The following is a 20,861-nucleotide window of genomic DNA, read 5'->3' as shown; positions in this document are numbered from 1 at the left end:
AGTGGATTTAAAAGCATATTCTCTGCGTCACTTGTTTCTAAATTATATCCTTCTGCTTTGGCAACTGCTAATAAGAGAAAATGGATTAGTCGTAATTTATCTTGATGTGATAGTTAGCTAACTGTCATTGGTGAACAGTCAGTTATGAGGTTGAGGATGACTCCACAAGCGATCGCCATCAAACTTTCAACTCTTCGTCTGTTTGCCCAATGCTACTAAAGCTTCTGTGGTTTTACTCATGCCGATTTATCTCTTTATCTGCTAGAGATGCTAAAGGTTTACTGCTATAGAAGAAACATTTAGCCAATGCTTGCTAGAGTTTGGAGTGCATCAATTGTAGGCATCGATGCCGTTAAAGTAGGCGTGGAAGTCGATGTATCAGGAGGATTACCAGGAATTGTGATTTTGGGACTACCAGATGCAGCAATTCAAGAATCAAAAGAAAGGGTGAAAGCGACATTGAAAAATGCTGGTTTTGCCTTTCCAATGAGGAAAATTGTGATTAACTTAACTCCGGCAGATTTACGCAAGGAAGGGCCTTGTTTCGATTTGCCTATTAGTATAGGAATTTTAGCCGCTTCTGAACAAGTAAGTGCTAATTTGCTGGGAGATTATCTATTTTTAGGAGAAGTTTCTTTAGACGGTAGTTTAAGACCTGTTGCAGGTGTTTTACCCATTGCGGCAACGGCTCAAGAAATAGGAATTGCTGGTTTAATTGTTCCTATTGATAATGCCCAAGAAGCCGCAGTGGTTAAAGGATTAGCTGTTTATGGCTGCAAAAATCTGTCTGAGGTGGTTGATTTATTAAATAATCCCGGACTTCACAAACCTGTACAACTCAACGAGTTAGAAAAGTTACCACAAATATCATATCCTAGTGCAGATTTGCAGGATGTGAAAGGACAAGCTCATGCTCGTCGGGCTTTAGAAATTGCTGCTGCTGGTGGGCATAATTTAATTTTTGTCGGACCGCCTGGTAGTGGCAAAACAATGTTAGCACGACGCTTACCAGGGATTCTGCCACCGTTAGAATTTGCGGAAGCTTTAGAAGTGACTCGGATTTATTCGGTAGCAGGTTTATTAAAAAATCGTGGTTCTTTAGTACGCGATCGCCCTTTCCGCAGCCCCCACCATTCAGCATCTGGCCCTTCTTTGGTTGGCGGTGGTAGCTTTCCTCGTCCAGGAGAAATTTCTCTATCACACCGCGGTATTCTTTTTCTTGATGAATTGACAGAATTTAAACGTGATGTGTTGGAATTTCTGCGTCAGCCTCTAGAAGATGGCTATGTGACAATTTCCCGCACCAGACAATCAGTGATGTTTCCGGCACAGTTTACATTGGTGGCGAGTACCAATCCCTGTCCTTGTGGTTACTATGGCGATACCATCCAACAGTGTACTTGTTCGCCAAGACAACGTGAACAATATTGGGCTAAACTTTCTGGGCCTTTAATGGATCGAATTGATTTGCAAGTAGCGGTGAATCGCTTAAAACCAGAAGAAATTACCCAACAACCGACAGGTGAAACATCTTTTTTGGTTCGAGAAAGAGTACTACAAGCCCGCGATCGCGCTATTGTCCGCTTCCAAGGAGAAGCAAATCTGCGTTGTAATGCCCAAATCCAAAGTCGTCATCTCCAAAGGTGGTGCAAGTTAGATGATGCTAGTCGAATTTTATTAGAAGCGGCAATTAAAAAATTAAGTTTATCAGCCAGGGCAAGCGATCGCATTCTCAAAGTGGGGCGGACTATTGCAGATTTAGCAGGTGATGATCACCTCAAAGCTAATCATGTGGCCGAAGCGATTCAGTATCGTACAATCGATAGGATGCAATAATAAGTTGAGACAGACCACAAACCTCGTTATAGATTAATAAATGTATCTATAACACCTAACTAATTCAGGCTTGGTCTTTCACAGCGAAGGGTTTGGAAATGTTTTCTTCGACAGAAGCTCCCATCATTGGGATAATTTTACTAGTAGCTTTGGGTATTTTAGGTTGGGGCTTTTATCGCGCCAGACCTTTTGGTAAACTGGGAATCTTAGCCTGGTTGCAGTCTGTGGTGTTAATGACTCCCTGGCTGTTGTTTTTTGGTTTGTTTGCAGCAGGAATTTACATCAACATTGCGGGTATCTTGCTTTTGGTAGTACTTTCCGCTGGATTGTACATATATTTGGGAAGACAGCTACGCGCCGCTGGGCAGGATGCCATACTTAAGCAGCGGGCAACAGAAAGGTTAGCTGCTGATTCTTCTGCTGAAGCAAATAACAACACTCCAGCAGTCACTGAAGCACTAAAAGCTGATGTCTTAACTATTCCCGAAGAAGACTTAAACGCCATTAAAGGCATTTTTGGGATTGATACATTTTTTTCCACAGAAGCGATCGCCTACCAAGAAGGAGCTATCTTTAAAGGTAATCTCCGGGGAGAAGCAGAAGAAGTTCACGATCGCTTAAGTAAAAGTTTAAAAGAACGAATGGGTGATAAATATCGCCTATTTTTAGTAGAAAACACAGATAAAAGACCTGTGGTAATTGTTTTACCCAGTAGCAATGATCCACGTCCAACATCGTTAGCGCAAAAATCCTTCGCTGTTATCTTACTGTTAGCAACAATTGCCACCAGTATTGAGACTGCGGGGTTACTACTGAATTTTGATGTATTAGCTAACCCAGAACGGTTTACAGAAGGCTTACCGATAGGCGCTGGGATATTAACAATTTTAATCGTTCATGAAATCGGGCATTGGTTACTTGCTCGTCGTCACCAAGTTCGTCTGAGTTGGCCTTTCTTTTTACCTGCTGTCCAAATCGGCTCTTTTGGGGCAATTACTCGCTTTGAGTCTTTGTTACCTAATCGCAAGGTACTATTTGATATTGCTTTAGCAGGGCCAGCCTTTGGTGGAATTATTTCTTTGTTAATGCTGATTGCTGGCTTGCTACTTTCCCATCCAGGCAGTTTATTTCAATTACCCAATCAGTTTTTCCAAGGCTCGATTTTGGTAGGCAGTTTAGCGCGAGTTGTGCTTGGTTCGGCTTTACAGTCACCATTGGTAAATGTTCATCCTTTAGTAGTGATTGGTTGGCTAGGTTTGGTAATCACCGCCTTGAACTTGATGCCAGCTGGACAACTCGATGGTGGCCGGATTGTTCAGGCAATTTATGGGCGTAGAACCGCAGGTAGAGCAACAATTATCACTTTAATTTTGTTGGCGTTAGTCTCTTTTGGCAATGCTCTGGCCTTGTATTGGTTAGTCGTGATTGTATTCTTACAACGGGAGCCAGAACGACCCAGCTTGAATGAAATCAGCGAACCCGATGATGCTAGAGCCGCTTTAGGTCTTTTAGCGTTATTTTTGATGATTGCCACCCTCTTACCCCTAACTCCTGGTTTGGCTGGGCGTTTGGGAATTGGTGGTTAGTGGTCTGTCCCATTAATTTTGAGAGGCAGCGAGATCCCCGACTTCTTTAAGAAGTCGGGGATCTGCCTGATAACTGATAACTGTTTTAACGCCCAACTGTATTTGCTGACTGATTAAATAGCAACTCCCGTGACTTTTCAACATCTAGTGCTTGATTTTTGAAGGCTTCTGCTTTTTCATAGGCACGAATTGTGGCTGGACGTGTCCCAATTGCTTCAAACCAGCGCTTCAGGTGCGGAAAATCTTCTAGTTTCTGATTTTGACTTTCATAAGGCACAATCCAGGGATAAGCGGCGATATCAGCAATAGAATAATCGCCAGCGACAAATTCTCTATCTGCCAATCGCTTATTTAAGACCGCATATAAACGCCCTGTTTCATTCACATAGCGATTAATGGCATAGTCAATTTTTTCGGGAGCATACTTGTTAAAGTGATGGTTCTGTCCTGCCATTGGCCCTAAACCACCCATTTGCCAGAATAACCACTGAAGGACTTCAGCGCGATCGCGGATTTTTTGAGGAATCAATTCCCCGGTTTTGTCTGCCAAATACAACAAGATTGCCCCAGACTCAAACACAGAAATTGGCGCACCTTGATCTACTGGTTCATGATCAACAATTGCCGGAATGCGATTATTAGGAGAAATCTTCAGAAACTCCGGTTTAAATTGATCACCAGCCCCAATATTTACAGGAATAATTGTGTAAGGTAATCCAACTTCTTCCAAAAACATTGTAATTTTATGACCGTTGGGAGTTGTCCAATAGTAAAGTTCAATCATCGGTTATTAGTTGTTAGTTATCATCATCGTATATTCCTGTCCGACTCAAAGCATACTCTGATAGTAAAGGCGTATCTCGCCTATGGCTCTCTGCCCATTCTTGAAAAGCTGTTATCCACTCAAGAGCCGTTGCAGTTTTATAAAATGGTTGCTTTTGTTTTGATTTCATCAACTGCTCAAGCAATGCATCCAAATGTGGCTTAACCACTTCAACAGGGAGCTTAGTTATATTTGCTAACACCTGCACAACGCCTTGCAACTCTTCTGTGTCAACCTCTGTTAGTAATGGTAGTATTTGATTTTTATTGTTTCCCAAACTTTGAGCTTCCATAAATAATACTGAAATTACTTCCTAGTTTAATTATCGCTACGAACGAGCATAATCGCTTTTTTGCAGTACTTGGGTTGAAAGTCCCTTACTACTGACTACTAACCACTGACCACTGACAAAACTTTATCCCGTTGTGGATAGAGTTTTCATGAATGCGGTAATTTGGCGATTGCAGCGAAAACTCGATGATGTACCTCAAGCACAGGTGTAGGATATTTTGCTTGGAGTAATGCCGCTAATTCTTGGTCAAATGCTGCTACTTTATCTAATGTCAAACTGGCTTTAACTCCAGCACTAGCACGAATGCGCCCCCGCCAAGCTTCGTGTGTAAAAGGCACAAATACATCATAAGAAAATGTCTGGATTTCGCAAAATCCTGCTTCAGCAATGTCTTTTAACCATTGGGGATACAAACCATAACTTCCGCCCAAATTCCATGCCGGATTATGAGCTTCTATGAGTTGTTCTGTGGCTTCAACTACATTCCCTTTGAGAGGTATCCAATCAAAATGGGCGATCGCTATCAAGCCATTTGATCTTAAAATCCTAGCCACTTCTTGTACAGTTTGTGGACGATCAAACCAATGCCAACACTGTCCGGCTGTGACTACATCAGCACTAGCATCTGGTAAGCCAGTATTTTCAGCAGTTCCTAAACGATAATCTATTTGGTCTGAGTGGTCGAGTTGCTGTGCTTGTTTGAGCATAGCTGCGGATGGATCTATGCCAATGACATTGCAACCTCTAGCTGCAAAGTTGCGTGCTAGTGTTCCTGTACCTGTACCAAGATCAACAAGATTTTGCCCAGGTAAACCAATACCAAATTCTAAGAGTTTGTCAAATAAGGAACTGGGAAAACCTGGGCGATGTTTGGCATAATCGTCAACGGTTGCACCAAAATCAACTTTCATAAGAATTGCCAACTTTATCTACAGAGACATTGTAAGAAAATGGCAAACGCCCCGGATTCAGCCGCGGTTCTGCTGCATAGCCGACAGGTACTAAAACGGCGATCGCTAAATCGGAATTTTCTGCACCAATTACTGCTTTCACTTGCTCTTCTATCCAGCCATTCATAAAGCAGGTAGATAAGCCCAAACTTTCGGCGGCTAAGACTAAATGTGTGGCAGCAATCATGGCATCTTTAATTGCATATTCCCGCCGCTTGTCGCCCAAGTTTTCTTGGAATTGGGGAACGGCGTTTTTAAAGTAGTTGACTGTATTTTCATTCCATGCCCCTGTTTGCAGTCCTTGCTCTAAAATCGGGGTTAAGTCTTGCTCACCTGCATTCGGATCAGCCGCAAAAACAAAGGTAACAGGTGCTTGGACAATTTGCTGTTGATTCCAAGATGCTGCTGCTAGTGCGGCTTTTTGCGCCTCATCTTGCACAAGAATAATCTGCCAATCTTGGATATTAAAACTGCTGGGTGCTGCCACAGTCAACTCTACTAGTTGCTTGAGTAATTCTGGGGCTATAGGATCTGTTTTAAAAGTTTTAATAGAACGACGCTGGGCGATCGCCTTGGGTACATCTAAAGCTTGAATTTGGGTGGTAGGACTCATGAGATTCTCCTGATAATGTTAGTAATAAGCGTGAAAAATTAATTAAACAATTGCTCGAACAACGCCACCATCTACCCGCAAAGCTGCGCCGTTAGTTGCTGAAGATAAAGGACTGCAAAGGTATACCACCATTGCTGCAACTTCTTCATTAGTAGCGAAGCGTTGGATGAGAGAACTAGGACGCACATTTTGAAAAAACTCCGCCTCAACTTTAGCAGCACTAATACTGCGCTCTCGCGCCATATTAGTAATAAAATCCTCAACACCTTCCGAGCGAGTTGGCCCTGGTAGAACGGAGTTAACAGTGACTCCACTACCAATAGTCATTTCTGCTAAACCCCGCGAAATAGCTAGTTGAGCCGTTTTAGTCATGCCGTAGTGAATCATTTCAACAGGAATTTGCAGACCAGATTCACTAGAGATAAAAATTATTCGCCCCCAGTCTTGCTCCAGCATGGGTTGCAAATATTTACGACTCAAGCGTATACCACTGAGGACGTTAACCTCAAATATGTTTAACCATTCCTCGTCAGTAATGTCTGAAAATGCTTTTGGCTCGTAAATACCCAAATTGTTGATTAAGATATCTATCTGAGGAATATCCCCAAGAAGTTGCTCTACTCCTGCTTTTGTTCCTAAATCAGCTACAACGCCAGAAATTTTGGCCTCAGGTGTACTTTGCTTAATTTGATCAATCGCCTGTGCTACTCGTTGCTCAGATCGACCATTGACAATTACCGATGCTCCTTCTTGTGCTAGTGCTTGGGCGATCGCTAACCCAATCCCTGCGGTTGAGCCACTCACCAGCGCGGATTTACCCTGTAATTTTAAGTCCATTTTGCTTTTTCCTTAAAATTTTAGAAATGGGCATGGGGCATGGGAAAGAGGCAGAGGAGCAGGGTGCGGGGTGCGGAGGGGAGTTAATAAAATGCTTTGAATTTGTTGTAGTTGTACCTAATCTCTAATCTTTCTCCCTGCCCCCTGCTCCCTGCCCCTTGTCCTTTTCTCTCTGCTCCCCACTCTCCACTCCTACCGATTAAATATGCTGTGCTAGGGTCTTATTCAAGGTAGTTTTGGGAACTGCCCCTACAACAGTATCAACTTGCCGACCTCCTTTAAATACCATTAAGGTAGGAATACTGCGGATTCCATAATGACTGGCAATGTTGGGATTTTGATCTGTATTCAGTTTCACCACTTTTACCTGTCCTTCGTATTCGCCAGCCACTTCATCGACAACTGGAGTTACCATTCGACAAGGGCCACACCAAGGAGCCCAAAAGTCCACTAAGACGGGAATTGCACTTTCTAACACTTCTTGCTTGAAAGTAGCTTCTGTGACATTTGTAATGGATGACATAACTGCCCTCCTGATTAATTCGTTTGTTCGATAAACTCGAATAAATAAAATATACGCGATTTTAAGCGATAATGCAACTATGAGATTTTTGTATCACCCAGACCGAAAAAACATTTCTTTACCAGGAGTACTGTATGCTTTGGGCGACCCAGTACGATTAGAGATCGTGCGGTTGCTAGCTACAAAGGGAGAACAGTGCTGTGCCGGGTTTGATTTTGCGATCGCCAAGTCAACAATGTCTAATCACTTCAAAATTTTACGTGAGTCGGGAGTAGTCTTGACTCATAAAGAAGGAACACAACACATTAATCAATTGCGAAGGGAAGATTTAGAAGCGCTGTTTCCAGGGTTATTGGATGCAGTATTGCGATCTGCACAACCGTTGCTGAGTTGTCAAGAGTCAACAGTAATTCGTAATTAGATCCCCGACTTCTTGAAGAAGTCGGGGATCTCGCAGCCCCACAAAATTAATGGAACAGACTTCTACTGTCCTAGTTCTTTAATATTGTTCATGACTTCTTGGTACAAGTCGCTGTTATCTTGACTTTGAAAGATGGCTGCGGCTTGTTTCAAGTCTTGCAGCGCTCCCCGTCTATCGCCTTGCTCAGCACGAGCATTTCCCCGATTATTGTAAGCAGGACCGAAGTTAGGATTAAGGCGAATGGCTTGATTGTAATCTGTAATTGCCCCTTGTCTATCTCCTTGAGCTGCGCGAGTATTGCCTCGGTTGTTATAGGCAATGGCATATTTCGGTTCTAGAAGAATAGCTTGATTATAATCTGCGATCGCTCCTTCTCTATCTCCTTGAGCTGCGCGAGCATTTGCTCGGTTATTATAGACTTCAGCATATTTGGGCGACAGACGAATTGCTTCATTATAATCGGCGATCGCTCCTCTATTATCTCCCAACGAAGCACGAGCATTTCCCCGACTATTGTAGGCTTCAGGATCGTTGGGCGAAAGGCGAATCGCTTCATTATAGTCGGCGATCGCTTTTTGTTTGTCTCCTGTATCAAAGTAAGCCAATCCCCGACCTTTGTAGGCTGCGCTATATTCAGGATTCAGGCTGATTGCTTGATCATAAGAAGCGATCGCAGCTTGTGGGTTGCCTTTAAGATGCTGATTTTGGGCTTGAATATAAAATTTTCCGGCTTGCGATGTCTGAACTACACGACGGTTAGGAGAACTAACTCCGATTTCTGTCACCAATACCTGTTTATCTCGACTACAGGAAACGCTGATAATCGCGCTTAATGCGGTAACTACAGCTATGGTCAATATTCTTTTCAGCTTTACCCACTTTTGCCCAAACAACCGCAATTTCATAAATTTGCTCTAAACTGCCATTACACCTGAATTAAATTAGAATTAATCTTTAGTAAATAATTTGACTAAAAGATTGATCCTAACTTTTTGTAGATGTGTCAAGTCAATTGACATATTTACCTGATATCCTTTAGGTTTAATTAACGTTTATTTGCTAGAACAACCGGGAAATTTCTATAATCAATTATGAAGTATAAAACTTTTCACTTTCCATTGATTCTCTGTTAGTTATCTTGATGAATCACAGGTGTTTCCTAGTTCTCCCGCTATGTTGTATCATGTTCTTTGTTATACTTGCAAGCTAAATTAAATAAATCATTGAATTTTTTTTAATTAAAAATTTAACCCTAAGCGTAGTCGTAATACCATTTCACGAAATTACTGATACAAATTACTTTTCTTACTTCCCCTGCCTCCGGTCACTGAGTTTCGACTACGCGGTAGTTGAGCGTAGTCGAAACTCAACTGCCGCGCAGCCGAAGTGCTGCTTCCCCTGCCTCCCTTGCTTGCCCAAATGTATCAACTTTAAAGTAAAACGGTATAAAGCCTCCGGCACAGCTACGCTTAACGCATAGCGTCTCCCAGAGAAGGGTTAAATTTATTGTTGAAAAATTAACCTAAATCAGCTTGTAGTTTCAGTCATCTGGAATATCTACTCATTCCCCTCATCACTTTCCTGGGTTTTAGGAGTCAACCGCCAAGCAATGCTGCTATCGATATCTACAGATAGTTCTTCCAGGTTTTGCCCTAAATCTTTTTGGAGTTTTTGAGTCAATGTGACGGCGAAATCTAAACTAATATCTTGTGTTTGTACTAGTCTTGCTAATTCTGTAAACGCCACTTTGACGGTTTTACGCTCGTATCTAGTTAACTTACAAAATGATGTTTCTGCAACATCTTGAGCTTGCATAGCTTTCTTCATGCGCTCTTGCAAATGCTCAAATTCTGAATTTAACAGCTTCCATTGCTCCTCAATTTGAGTATATCTTGCACCTAACGCTATTAAATCTTCCGTTGCTGAATCAGGATTACTTTGTGTTTTTAATTCTAACAAACTTTGGTGTACTTGAGCAAGATAAATGCAGTCTAAATAAGCATATTCAATTTGTTCTTCAGTTAAAGGCCGCTGTCCCCAATTGCTACTTTGTTCTTGTTTATCAATATTGTTAAAATTACATAGTGCCATTGCAATAGTTTGGAGTTTGTAATCAGGTAACGGCAAGAGATAATAAGGAATTTTTTTGGCTATTTCTAAAGTACAAGTGATATTTTTAGCTTTTTTGTTGCCTAGTAATTTCACATCGTAACTAGCATTATGAAATACTTTTTCAATAGTAGAATTGAGCATAATTTGCTCAATAAAGTCAGCTATCACGCTAGGCTGATCTAGAACATCCAAAAGGTAAACGCGATCGCCACTCATATCTGTAGGATCGTCTAATACTTGAATGAGCGATAGTCTGGGATTACGACTTTTATAATCAGCTACTTCTGTATCAATCCACAGGGTTTGGGCTGTGGTATATTTAGCAATAACGGCACGAATTTCGCTAGTTGTAGTCAAATATGGCATTAATTAATGTTTCCTGAGATTGTTATTTAAAATAAATCTCGTCTTCAGAACCATAAGTATTAATCATCTCGTCTATCTTTCTTTTGTCACTCCAGGAAGAGTAAAATCACAAAAGAGGGCTGTAAGCCAGCAGGGGAGGATGACACAACCAAGAAGTTCCAAACCCAGCATCAAATTTGTCGATGAATATTGTGCAATCTACAGAAACATCTTTCCACAAGTCAGGAGTTTTGAAAATTTCCGAGATTTACATTTAGGAATGATATCAGAAAGAGAAGGTCAAAAGAGGCAGGGGAGCAGGGGGCAGGGAGCAAGGGAGAAAACTGAAACGGAGCTTGTTACTTTGCCTAAGTTCGAGCGCCCTAGAAGGGCGGGGCTTTATACCCATGTTCCGCCCTGCTCTACGGCTTTGGGCAGGAATTGCTCCCCCTGCTCCCCTTCGGGTTCGCCAGTCCCTCTTTGTTGGAACAACAAGACCGGGCTGGCTCACCTGCTCCCTGCCCCTCCGCTTCTTGGTAAAGGGGAAAGAGAAAGCTGTAAACACAAGTCTTCTAAAGCTGCCTTACACGTTTACCTGCAATGCCAATGCAGCGACTTGTAATGTCAATGCAGCGACTTGTAATGTCAATGCAGCGACTTGTAATGCCAATGCAGCGACTTGTAAAAATTAATCCAATTTGAAAAAAAATAATGCAGAATAAGCGCAAGGAAAACGTGTGACGAGGTTCACCAAATGAAATTGCGGGAATTACTAGCAGCGGTAGACAATGTTGAGCAGTTGCCTAATCATCCTACTGTTGAGGATACAGAAGTTAAGGGACTAAAAACGAACTCTCACGCTTGCGGTGCGGGAGATTTGTTTATTGGGATGCCAGGAACGCGGGTAGATGGTGGGGAATTTTGGCCAAGTGCGATCGCATCGGGGGCAGTGGCGGCGATTGTCTCTTTCCAAGCAGCCCAAAAAAACCCTCCTACGGATGAGGCTGTGGTCATTAGTGCTAATAACATGACTACAGCTTGCGCCCAAATCGCCAGTGCTTTTTACGGTTATCCAGGGCAAAAACTTAAATTAGTAGGTGTGACTGGTACAAATGGTAAAACCACAACTACCCATCTAATTGAATTTCTATTGACTAAAGCTCATTTGTCTACGGCTTTAATGGGAACTCTTTATACCCGTTGGGCTGGTTTTGAGCAAACTGCCGTCCACACCACGCCCTTTGCTGTGGAATTGCAACAGCAGCTAGCAGAAGCTGTAGATGCTGGTTGTGAGTTTGGGGTGATGGAAGTAAGTTCTCACGCTTTAGCTCAAGGTAGAGTTTTAGGTTGTCAATTTGAGGTAGGTGTATTTAGTAATCTCACCCAAGATCACCTAGACTATCACAGCGACATGGAAGATTATTTTGCTGCCAAAGCGCTGTTATTTAGCCCTGATTATCTCAAAGGACGGGCAATTATTAACGCTGATGATGCCTATGGTAAGCGGTTAATCGCTTCGTTAAATCCCCAACAAGTTTGGAGTTACAGCGTCAACGACAACAATGCTGATTTATGGATGAGCGATTTAAATTATCAACCCAACGGTGTCAGCGGTACGTTACATACACCTAAAGGTGAAGCAGCCTTTCGATCGCCTCTTGTTGGTCAATATAATTTAGAAAATCTTTTAGCTGCGGTAGGCGCAATTTTACACTTAGGTTTAGATTTGCCATTAATAGCATCTGCAATCTCGGAGTTTCCAGGAGTTCCCGGACGCATGGAACGAGTACAAATTGCTCCTGAGCAAGATATTAGCGTGATTGTTGATTATGCCCACACCCCAGATAGTCTAGAGAACTTGCTTAAAGCTGCACGTCCATTTATTCCTGGTAAGATGATTTGCGTGTTTGGTTGCGGTGGCGATCGCGATCGCACTAAACGCCCTAAAATGGGTAAAATTGCTGCTGACTTAGCAGATGTTGCAGTAGTGACATCAGATAATCCTCGTACTGAAGACCCAGAAATAATTCTACAAGATGTGTTGTCAGGAATCCCTGATACAGTTAAGCCGATGGTAATATGCGATCGCGCCACCGCCATTCGCACCGCTATTTTACAAGCACAACCCGGTGACGGAGTTTTACTCGCTGGCAAAGGTCACGAAGATTACCAAATTCTCGGTACAGAAAAAATCCACTTTGACGACCGCGAACACGCACGGGACGCTTTGGAGGAGAGATTAGGGGCTAGGTAGGAGGCAGGGGGAGCAGGGGAGGCAGGGGAGGCAGGGGAGGCAGGGGGAGCAGAGGGAGAAAATAACCTATGCCCAATGCCCCATGCCCAATGCCCAATGCCCCATTTATATTTTTAAATACCTTTTTGTGAAAAACTGACACATAAAGGTGAAAATCGATACATTATTATTTGTGCATTGTCCTTGTTGGTTGTGCTTGACTCATGAATGATTCTCCGCGTCAGGATTTGTCTTTCTATCAATTGGCTTTGGGGGTGGAAGCGTCTCCTCAACCATTGCCCCTCAATCCTGCTACTTTGCTATCACTGGTAAGGTCACAAATAGACTTACTAATTGAACAGCAGATTGTCGCAACTTTCTGGGTTAAGCTACCACCTGGAAAAATCTGGCGTACAGAATTAGTGCGTTATCAATCCTCGTTAGGTGCGTCTGCTACTATCTATAATTGCCAAGTTGGAGAGAGAAGAATCAGCAAAAGCAAGGAGGTGGAAAACTTAAGTCCTCCGCCTAGAAGTGTGCAATCTGGCAGTCGGAGTCATCCAGGACAATGGGAGAATATGCAAGAAGAACTCACTTCACCATTGCATGATATCCGTGTGCAATTATTACCACAAAGGCAAATACGACGCGAATATTTTTTACTCGTGTTATCGCCACAGTTTTGTAGTTTAATTTTGGCTCATCGACCACTCAAAAGACGACAAACTCAAGTTTTCAAGAAGGTTAATAGTAAGAAAACTTCGTCTTTGCTGACTATAACTACTACTGAAGGAAAAGTTGTTCAGCAAGTTTTAAATGGTATCAAGCAAGCAATTAATCTAGAATTTTCTTCAGTAATTAAACCTACTGATTTGATTTGCTCTAGTATCTCTAAACCAGCTATTATCAATCAGCTGTTGATCAAACAACTCCAGCGACAGGATGAAATTAGTCGTCAAAACAAGACTGTGCAGATTAATAAGATGCAGCAGCAAAATCAAAAGCTGCGTCATCAAGACCAACTTAAAGATAAATACTTAAGTAATGTGTGTCAGGAAATGCGTACACCTTTAACACACATGAAGACTGCACTCTCGTTGTTAAATTCTCCGACTCTCAAACCACCGCAACGACAACGTTATTTACAGATGCTAAATAACCAATGCGATCGCCAGAGTACTTTGATTACTGGTCTACTGGATATGGTAGATCTAGAGCATAATTTAGACAAGACAACTTTAGAGTTAGTCAACCTTGCGGATGTTGTGCCTGGGGTAGTTAGTACTTATCAGCCTGTAGCTAAAGAAAAAGGCATCACATTAGCTTATATTGTGTCAACTGAACTTCCACTTGTATGGTCTGTGGTGGGTAGGCTTAGACAAATAGTAATTAATCTGCTACATAACAGCGTTAAATTTACTCCTAATGGTGGACAAGTGTTGGTCAAAGCCCATGTTAGAGGCGACTATGTGCAGTTAGAATTTCGTGATACGGGTATCGGTATTGCTGAAAGCGAAATTCCTAAAATCTTTGACTGCTTTTATCGGGTGCGTTCTGGGGTAAGTGAAGATTTAGGTGGTGCTGGTTTAGGATTAACAATTGTGAAACGTTTATTGTGGCGTTGTGGTGGTTCCATTTATGTTAAAAGTAAGCCCGATGAAGGGTCTACTTTTATAGTACAGTTAGTAAGCGCCCGTAATATTACTCAAGCGATCGCCACAGAATAACCTAATTAACTCACAAGCACTATTAAATTAAATAATTCGTGAATAACAAGATCCCCGACTTCTTTAAGAAGTCGGGGATCTGAACTTCATTCCCTTAATAAATCAATTAAATAGTGAATAAACAAAATACAACTTTTTTATTTAGTTTATCTGGAATCTCATCACAAATATAAATGTATTGTTAACGATGAGGAAAGCCGATAAAAATAATTTCACCCAAAATAGCAAATGATCTGATATAAACGGGAATGTAACTTCAACGCTTTGCTTGAAGGGATATTTACGACATTTTCTCTGTTATAAAAATCACATTAATTGATATTAAACGGAAAAATACTCTATGGAATTAAAAAAATTAGACTGTTTTAAAAAATACGGCGAATTTATTCTGCAAAAAATAGAGTCAGTGCCTCAATATCCTTCTCAACAAGAAACTTGGGTTCCAGCTAGCCTAGATGATTGTCTTGTCCGTCTCCGGGAAGCTGCCGAGAAAACTGTAGAACTTGCCACTTCACCAGTTAAAATTGGTGTGATGGGAGAGTTCAGTAGCGGGAAAACTTTGCTGCTAGGCAGCTTGATTGGATACGCAGATGCCTTACCAGTCAGCGAAAATCCAACGACTGGCAACATCACTGCTATTCACATCATCCCAGAAGACAGCTTTGTGACAACGCAGGTAAATAATTTTACTATAGAGTATCTTTCTCATGAAGGGGTACATGAGTGTCTACGCTTTATGTTGGGGGAGGCAAACCAGCGAACTACAGCAGCTGGATTACCATCCATACCCTTATCACAACTCAATAGCGGCAAAGATATTATTAACTGGTGTGAGTCAGCATGGAATCAGAGTAATAACTTAGAACTGCGTTATTTGCTGCGGGAGTTAGTATTATTTATTCGTGCTTATCAAGCTTATGGTGAAGCTATGTGTGGTGGGCGCTATAAAATTGATGCTACTACTGCTCGTGAAGGGCTACAGCTAGCCGAACAGCCAATGGCTATCCAAACTCTCGACTTTGAGGATTTACCTCCCCCTCATGTCCGATTACCCAGTCCACCCCAAAAGTTACCCACAAAGTTATTGCACAATAGCTTTCCCTTGATTCGCCGCGTAGATATTGAGGTGAAAATCTCACGAGAAGTTTGGGATGTGAATGGCGCTTCAGAATTTATTCTCTTAGACTTTCCGGGATTAGGGGCTGCTAATTCGGGTGCGAGAGATACATTTTTATCATTGCGAGAATTAGCTGAAGTGCAGACGATTTTAGTCTTGCTTAATGGTAAATCTCCCGGAAGCGATCGCGCGAATAAAATCTTTACTATGATGCAGCAGCAGCGACCAGGACAAGACCTCAAAGATCTTATTCTCGTGGGTGTGGGTCGCTTTGATCAACTACCCTTAGAAAGTGAAGGCGGCGAAAGAGAACTTGACCAACTCATCCAAGGTGTGATTCCTTTACCGGAGGACGCTGTTTTTCAAAAGCTCAAAGTTTTGCAAACTACTATTGACGGCGCGAGTGCCTTTACCACCCAAAAAGACCGGATTGTTTTATTGTCGCCACTGTTGGGATTAGCTGAATTAGCCAAACGTTCAAGTACAGTCAAAGCCGGTTCACCAGAGTTTTTAGCTAACTTAGATTATCCCGATTATTTAGAAAGATCTAAGCGGTTGCAACAAAAATGGGAGCAATTAAGCGATCGCCTGTTAGAATCGGATGCGCGCAGTCATTTAGGCAGACAATTAGGTTACTTTGCCCAAGACGGGGGGATTGCCAAATTAAGAGAATTGATTCAAACCCATGTCGCCACTCACGGACTGAAGCAACTGTACGAAGATACTCGCAGATCTGTAGATAATTTGCGTCAACAACAAGATAATTTAAAAAATATTCTCGAAGAAATTCACAAGCAAGGCATCCCCACCACAGATAGTCCAGCGGTAATTGAGTTACGGGCTGTAATTGAGAATTTAGATAAAACTTATCGTAGTTTCCTCAAAGACTTAGGCAAAGAACCACTCAAAGACCGACGAGGAGAAATTGTCAGCGATATAGTTAAAGACGAACTGACTTTTAGAATCCTCAATTGGCATCAGTGGACTTTATTGTTTAATAAAGCTAAAAATGGCGCGATCGCCTTGGCAGAATCGAAAGGTGCAGCTGGTAAACTATTTGATCGGGGAAATAAAGTTAATAATAATTTGCCAACTCAAAGTGATGATTTTTATCCAGTCTTTGCGAAAACAGTCAAAGAGCTAGAAGATTTTGCCCGCGATCGCATTCATCAAGCCGTCGTCGATTGGTTGGCTAAATTATCCCAACAAATAGCCCCAGAACGCGACTATTTAAAAACAATTATCCACCCCGACATGGAACAAGACATCGAGTCTAAATTTGGTGTGGAAGAAGCCGACTTATTTTATAAATTACTTTTGGGATGCGATCCTAACGAATGGCAAGAAGCAATTCTTTCGGAAATTAATAGTAAAGATCAAACAATGTCTAACGACAAAACCCTGGGTATTTACGCCCCTGAAACGATGTTTCCTCTAGCCCGTCAAGACGAAAAACACAACATTGGTCAAATCTTTGATTGGGCTCCAGAAAGAAACCAAGGCTCATACAGAACCACAAATCACCAACTTTTCGTACTACGACTGCGAGACGAAATTACTGCCAGCACCAGCCTCCATCTCGTCCAATACGTCAGTGAAGTTACTCGCCAAGTTAACTCCGAATTAGAAGGAATTTTAGATCAAATTATTCCCACCATGCAAAACTTCTCCAAAAAAGAAGCACTACTCAGATTTATTGCCGCCGGAGATTCATCATCTCCAATAGCCATTCCCAGTTGGTTACAAATTCTCTCCGAAATCGCCAACCATCAAGAAACCCAAAACTAAAAACATCTCTTTAACTCTGCGTCTCTGCGTCTCTGCGTGAGGCATACTCCTAACCAACAACGCCGAATCATTGCGAGAAAAGGAAAACACAGAATGCCTGTAGAAATTCGGCTTTCACCTCGCTTTCAAGTTGATGTCAAAGAAAACGGATATTTGGAGCTTCCTAGCATTCAACTAATCCCTGCCGGGAACAACATCCCTCACATTTCTCGCATCACTTGTATAGTCAGAGGCACACCAACTGAATTAGCCGTCCAAATTCAAAAAGCCTATCAACAATTTTATTCTGCTACACCGAGAATTTCGCAAATCGGAGAATTAGGACAATATCCTTGTAAACTCAAACAACCTTTAACACAACCAATCAACTGTAACTTACAAGTGATTGTTGAGTATTTTGATTCCGATTTTTCCGGAAATCCGCTACTATCTGAACGTCAACAGATTGCAACTTCATGTCATCTGTGGTCTCCTTTCATTTCTGAGCCGCCGCCTATCAAGCAAACAACAGAAACAGATCCTACAATGAACCCTTTTCAACTGAATAACCATATTGACGAGCAACCAGATAAACCACAAAAAAGATTTCCGGGATGGTTCGCTCTAGATTTTGGCACATCAAATTCTACAGTTACACTTTTCGATCCGATTGAAGTACCAATTGCCGAAGTTTTACCCAAAGAGCAAGAATTACGATTGCGCGATCGCTTGGCGCAATGGCTGAGTTCTCCGGCTGCTGTGGCATTACCAGATATCAGCGCGGGTGAATGGGACAAGTTTATTAATGATATTAGTAAAAATCTGGAAATAGAACCCAGTCGTTTAAGTGAAGTTTTTATCAGCGATCGCAAAGAACGCTTTTTAGAAGCAATTCGCCAAATTGAACTATGTCTAGGGAATAGCGATCGCTTCCGCCGAGCCGCCAGTAAAAAACTTTATCAAATCTACCATGAAGTGTTTCGCGTACCTACCCTAGAATCGCAAAATTTGATGCCAGTAGTACTAGATATTGATCGCCGAGACACAGAAATACCCAGCGAGTTAGAAGTTTACAGCTTCAAAAATCTCTCATTGCGGATGGGTAGGGAAGCTAGAGATAACAGAAAAAAGGCGATCGCTCAAGGTACAAGTAGTTCTTTAAAAGAAATTATTAGTCGATTTCATCACTCGCCTAAACGTTATTTTGGTCAAGACCGATCTTTCCCTGTAATTTTGGCAGGTGAAGAAGAAACAATCAATGTTAACAATTTAATTCAAGCAGCTTGGGCGCATTTAATCGAATTAACTGAAGATTATCGCAGACGTTCACAGCGCAAGTTTTCTGAGGGAGATTTACTCACCGCCGTTGTTACTTACCCAACTGTCGCCCCCCCAGTTGTTCGCAAAGAAGTGAAAGAATTAGTCGAACAGTTAGGCATTGATGATGTGCAAACTGCTTATGATGAAGCCGTTTCTGTCGCCATCTTCTTTTTGTGGCGAGAATTTGGTGGTAATCTCAACATTGGGATTGAATCATTCAAAACTCGTTGTCGTCGATCTGGCGATAAATGGTCACAAAATGTTCTGGTTTTAGATATTGGCGGCGGAACTACAGATTTAGCTTTAATTGAACTTACTTTAGAAGATCAAACTCCTTTCTTTGCCAATAATGAAGACCGGGGTTTAGGAGGACGTTACTATAAACTTACTCCTAAATTATTAGGCTCTTCAGGTCATTTACAGTTAGGTGGTGAACTAATTACACTGCGAATTTTTAGATTATTAAAAGTTGCGATCGCTGACTTTCTTTTAACAGCAGTAACAATCGGTAATATCACCAGCGAAAAATTAGAAGATTTAATTAGTACAGAATTAAACGAGCGTTTCCTAGAGAAAGGAAAATTCCAAAGCGGTAGTATTTTAAAATGTCTAGATAAAGAAAATCCCGAAGGCGATGCAGCTTACAAAGATGCTCTAGATACCGCAGAAAAAGTATTACCTACCCGTTGGCAACAAGCACCCCAACGCCTACAAACCTTTTATACTCTTTGGGAATATGCAGAAGCAGCTAAACTGAAATTAGGTCAAAAATCGCTTGATGATTTTTCTGGTTTAACCTTTACTTTGTTTGAGCAGCAAATTTCTGAACTGCTAACCCAAAGTGGAATTAAATTCCAAGCAACAAACTTAGATAATATTTATGTCACCTTAAATAGTCAGCAATTTGAAACAGCTACCACCTCAGCAATTAAAGAAGCGATCGGTATTGCTAAAGGATTAATGGAAAGTCGCTTGCATCCTGAAGATAATAATATAAATTCTTGGAATACCCATAAAGTTGATTGGTTAATTTTATCTGGGAAAACTTGCAATTTGGATTTAGTGCAACGCCACATCTACCAAGAATTTAGCAACTCACCTTACTTTGTTTGGAATCCAGAACGAATTACCTTTGTTTTGGAATTTACTAAACTAGCCACATCTGCGGGTGCTTGCTACGCCGAAAAATTGCGAAGACTCAGATTCGATCCCGAAGAATCCAAAGGATTATTACGTAAAGGAGCCAATCAACTAGAAATTGATGTTAAAAACCTATTTTATTATCTACCTTGCAACTTCAAACGTAAAACCCAAAGCAATGATTTATTGCCAGTATTTAAAGCCGGACAAGAACTTTATCAACTTGCTCCTTGGGAAAAAGTTGCTAAGGTTCGGACTGGATGGCAAGGCATACAATTAACCAATATTATTTACCGTCAAGATTACGAAGATGGAGATTTACGACTCTGGGGTAGCTTCGACGGTAAAAAGCTCATGGAAAAACTGGGAATGGAAGAAGCTGAGTTTCTCAGAAAAATTAAAGTCCAATTTGAAATCGACCAAACACTGCAATTTAGCGTGTTACTTTGTCAGGGAAATCCTCATTATTTAATCGACGTTCCTGGGATAGATGTAGGATCAGCAATATCAGCAATATCTGAAACATCAACACTATTTGCTGACGGTAAATTGAAATGGAATATTGCCGTTGAACGCCCCAATAAAAACTTAACTGATGGTGATATTGCCGTCAACGTATTAGAGTCTGCAACCGTCGATCAACCAAATGCTTATCATTTAGTATTTGAAGTAGACAAAGATGATAGTCAATATTTGCAAGAATTTCATTATCTCCAAGATGGCGCACCCCAACCAGGAGTCGGTTTAATTAGTGAACCCTTACCTCCCTTCCCGCAAACTAGTCAGCACACCTTCTATGTTTATCAAACAGATACTGAAAGCAAAACCAAAAAATGGTTACGCATTGGCGCACTCAGCAAACCAGACATCACAACAGATTACCCCAGCCAATATCGTGTAACTCTCGACGAAAAAGGCATTTTACGGATGCACGCTGGAGAAGTACCTTACTGGACATCAACTAATGAAGAATGTCTTAAACAACAAGGATGCGTTTATTGCGCCGAATTAGAATTACAACCCAACGAAGTTGACAAAGAACGCGACCCCTTTTGCGGTGTACATTAAACTAACCTCACACAAAAACGTAGAGTCGCTAATGGGACTTCTTAGACCTCTTGCATAAATCAGACCATGCTTACTAAACGGGTGAATTTTCTCTAATTCTTTGCGCCTTTGCGCCTTTGCGTGTTAGCGAAGCGGGGCGTAGCCCGATAAA

Annotated in this window: 15 protein-coding genes; 7 read left to right on the top strand and 8 right to left on the bottom strand. The window is 41.6% G+C overall.

What is annotated here, in order from left to right; all coding sequences use genetic code 11:
• Positions 1–306 precede the first annotated feature (306 nt).
• The gene (locus QI031_RS16070) at positions 307–1,836 is read left to right on the top strand and encodes a YifB family Mg chelatase-like AAA ATPase (RefSeq protein WP_281480669.1); all 1,530 of its coding nucleotides are present in this window, start codon (positions 307–309) and stop codon (positions 1,834–1,836) included.
• A 98-nt stretch (positions 1,837–1,934) separates the two neighbouring features.
• On the top strand, positions 1,935–3,422 hold the full coding sequence (locus QI031_RS16065) for a site-2 protease family protein (RefSeq protein ID WP_281480668.1): 1,488 nt from the start codon (positions 1,935–1,937) through the stop codon (positions 3,420–3,422).
• A gap of 85 nt (positions 3,423–3,507) precedes the next feature.
• On the opposite strand, the gene QI031_RS16060 is transcribed toward QI031_RS16065, so the two are convergent.
• From QI031_RS16060 to trxA, 6 genes are all read right to left on the bottom strand, one after another.
• Positions 3,508–4,206 carry a glutathione binding-like protein gene (locus QI031_RS16060; protein ID WP_281480667.1) on the bottom strand — a complete coding sequence of 233 codons (699 nt, stop codon included), beginning with the start codon at positions 4,204–4,206 and terminating at the stop codon, positions 3,508–3,510.
• A gap of 13 nt (positions 4,207–4,219) precedes the next feature.
• On the bottom strand, positions 4,220–4,537 hold the full coding sequence (locus QI031_RS16055) for a hypothetical protein (protein ID WP_281480666.1): 318 nt from the start codon (positions 4,535–4,537) through the stop codon (positions 4,220–4,222).
• Positions 4,538–4,683: 146 nt separating this feature from the next.
• Entirely contained in the window at positions 4,684–5,448 is a 765-nt protein-coding gene (locus tag QI031_RS16050; RefSeq protein WP_281480665.1) for a class I SAM-dependent methyltransferase, read from the bottom strand.
• Positions 5,438–6,100 carry a nitroreductase family protein gene (locus tag QI031_RS16045; protein ID WP_281480664.1) on the bottom strand — a complete coding sequence of 221 codons (663 nt, stop codon included), beginning with the start codon at positions 6,098–6,100 and terminating at the stop codon, positions 5,438–5,440. Before QI031_RS16045 ends, QI031_RS16050 begins: the two co-directional genes overlap by 11 nt.
• 42 nt (positions 6,101–6,142) lie before the next feature.
• Positions 6,143–6,937 (bottom strand): SDR family NAD(P)-dependent oxidoreductase, encoded by a 795-nt coding sequence (locus QI031_RS16040; RefSeq protein WP_281480663.1) that lies wholly within the window; start codon positions 6,935–6,937, stop codon positions 6,143–6,145.
• A 199-nt stretch (positions 6,938–7,136) separates the two neighbouring features.
• Positions 7,137–7,460, bottom strand: coding sequence for a thioredoxin (trxA, locus tag QI031_RS16035; RefSeq protein ID WP_281480662.1), 324 nt, complete (start codon positions 7,458–7,460; stop codon positions 7,137–7,139).
• A 79-nt stretch (positions 7,461–7,539) separates the two neighbouring features.
• Here trxA and QI031_RS16030 point away from each other — a divergent pair, with 79 nt between their 5' ends.
• The gene (locus QI031_RS16030; protein WP_281480661.1) at positions 7,540–7,881 is read left to right on the top strand and encodes an ArsR/SmtB family transcription factor; all 342 of its coding nucleotides are present in this window, start codon (positions 7,540–7,542) and stop codon (positions 7,879–7,881) included.
• Positions 7,882–7,943: 62 nt separating this feature from the next.
• On the opposite strand, the gene QI031_RS16025 is transcribed toward QI031_RS16030, so the two are convergent.
• Together QI031_RS16025 and QI031_RS16020 are read right to left on the bottom strand one after the other, a co-directional pair.
• Positions 7,944–8,786, bottom strand: a complete 843-nt coding sequence (locus QI031_RS16025) for a tetratricopeptide repeat protein (RefSeq protein ID WP_281480660.1) — start codon at positions 8,784–8,786, stop codon at positions 7,944–7,946.
• A 652-nt stretch (positions 8,787–9,438) separates the two neighbouring features.
• Complete coding sequence (locus QI031_RS16020; protein WP_281480659.1) at positions 9,439–10,359, bottom strand: ribonuclease D; 921 nt, start codon at positions 10,357–10,359, stop codon at positions 9,439–9,441.
• Positions 10,360–11,092: 733 nt separating this feature from the next.
• On the opposite strand from QI031_RS16020, the gene QI031_RS16015 reads away from it, so the two are divergent.
• From QI031_RS16015 to QI031_RS16000, 4 genes are all read left to right on the top strand, one after another.
• The gene (locus tag QI031_RS16015) at positions 11,093–12,592 is read left to right on the top strand and encodes a UDP-N-acetylmuramoyl-L-alanyl-D-glutamate--2,6-diaminopimelate ligase (protein WP_281480658.1); all 1,500 of its coding nucleotides are present in this window, start codon (positions 11,093–11,095) and stop codon (positions 12,590–12,592) included.
• A 203-nt stretch (positions 12,593–12,795) separates the two neighbouring features.
• A complete protein-coding gene (locus QI031_RS16010) occupies positions 12,796–14,298 on the top strand; it encodes a DICT sensory domain-containing protein (protein ID WP_281480656.1) in 1,503 nt (500 codons plus the stop codon).
• A 340-nt stretch (positions 14,299–14,638) separates the two neighbouring features.
• Positions 14,639–17,203, top strand: coding sequence for a proteasome protein (locus QI031_RS16005; protein WP_281480655.1), 2,565 nt, complete (start codon positions 14,639–14,641; stop codon positions 17,201–17,203).
• 93 nt (positions 17,204–17,296) lie between these two features.
• The gene (locus QI031_RS16000) at positions 17,297–20,710 is read left to right on the top strand and encodes a molecular chaperone (protein WP_281480654.1); all 3,414 of its coding nucleotides are present in this window, start codon (positions 17,297–17,299) and stop codon (positions 20,708–20,710) included.
• Positions 20,711–20,861: the final 151 nt, after the last annotated feature.

The organism is Halotia branconii CENA392 (assembly GCF_029953635.1).
Lineage (GTDB): Bacteria > Cyanobacteriota > Cyanobacteriia > Cyanobacteriales > Nostocaceae > Halotia > Halotia branconii.
The sequence above is the reverse complement of the archived record's forward strand: the minus strand, read 5'-3'. Positions and strand labels throughout refer to the sequence as shown.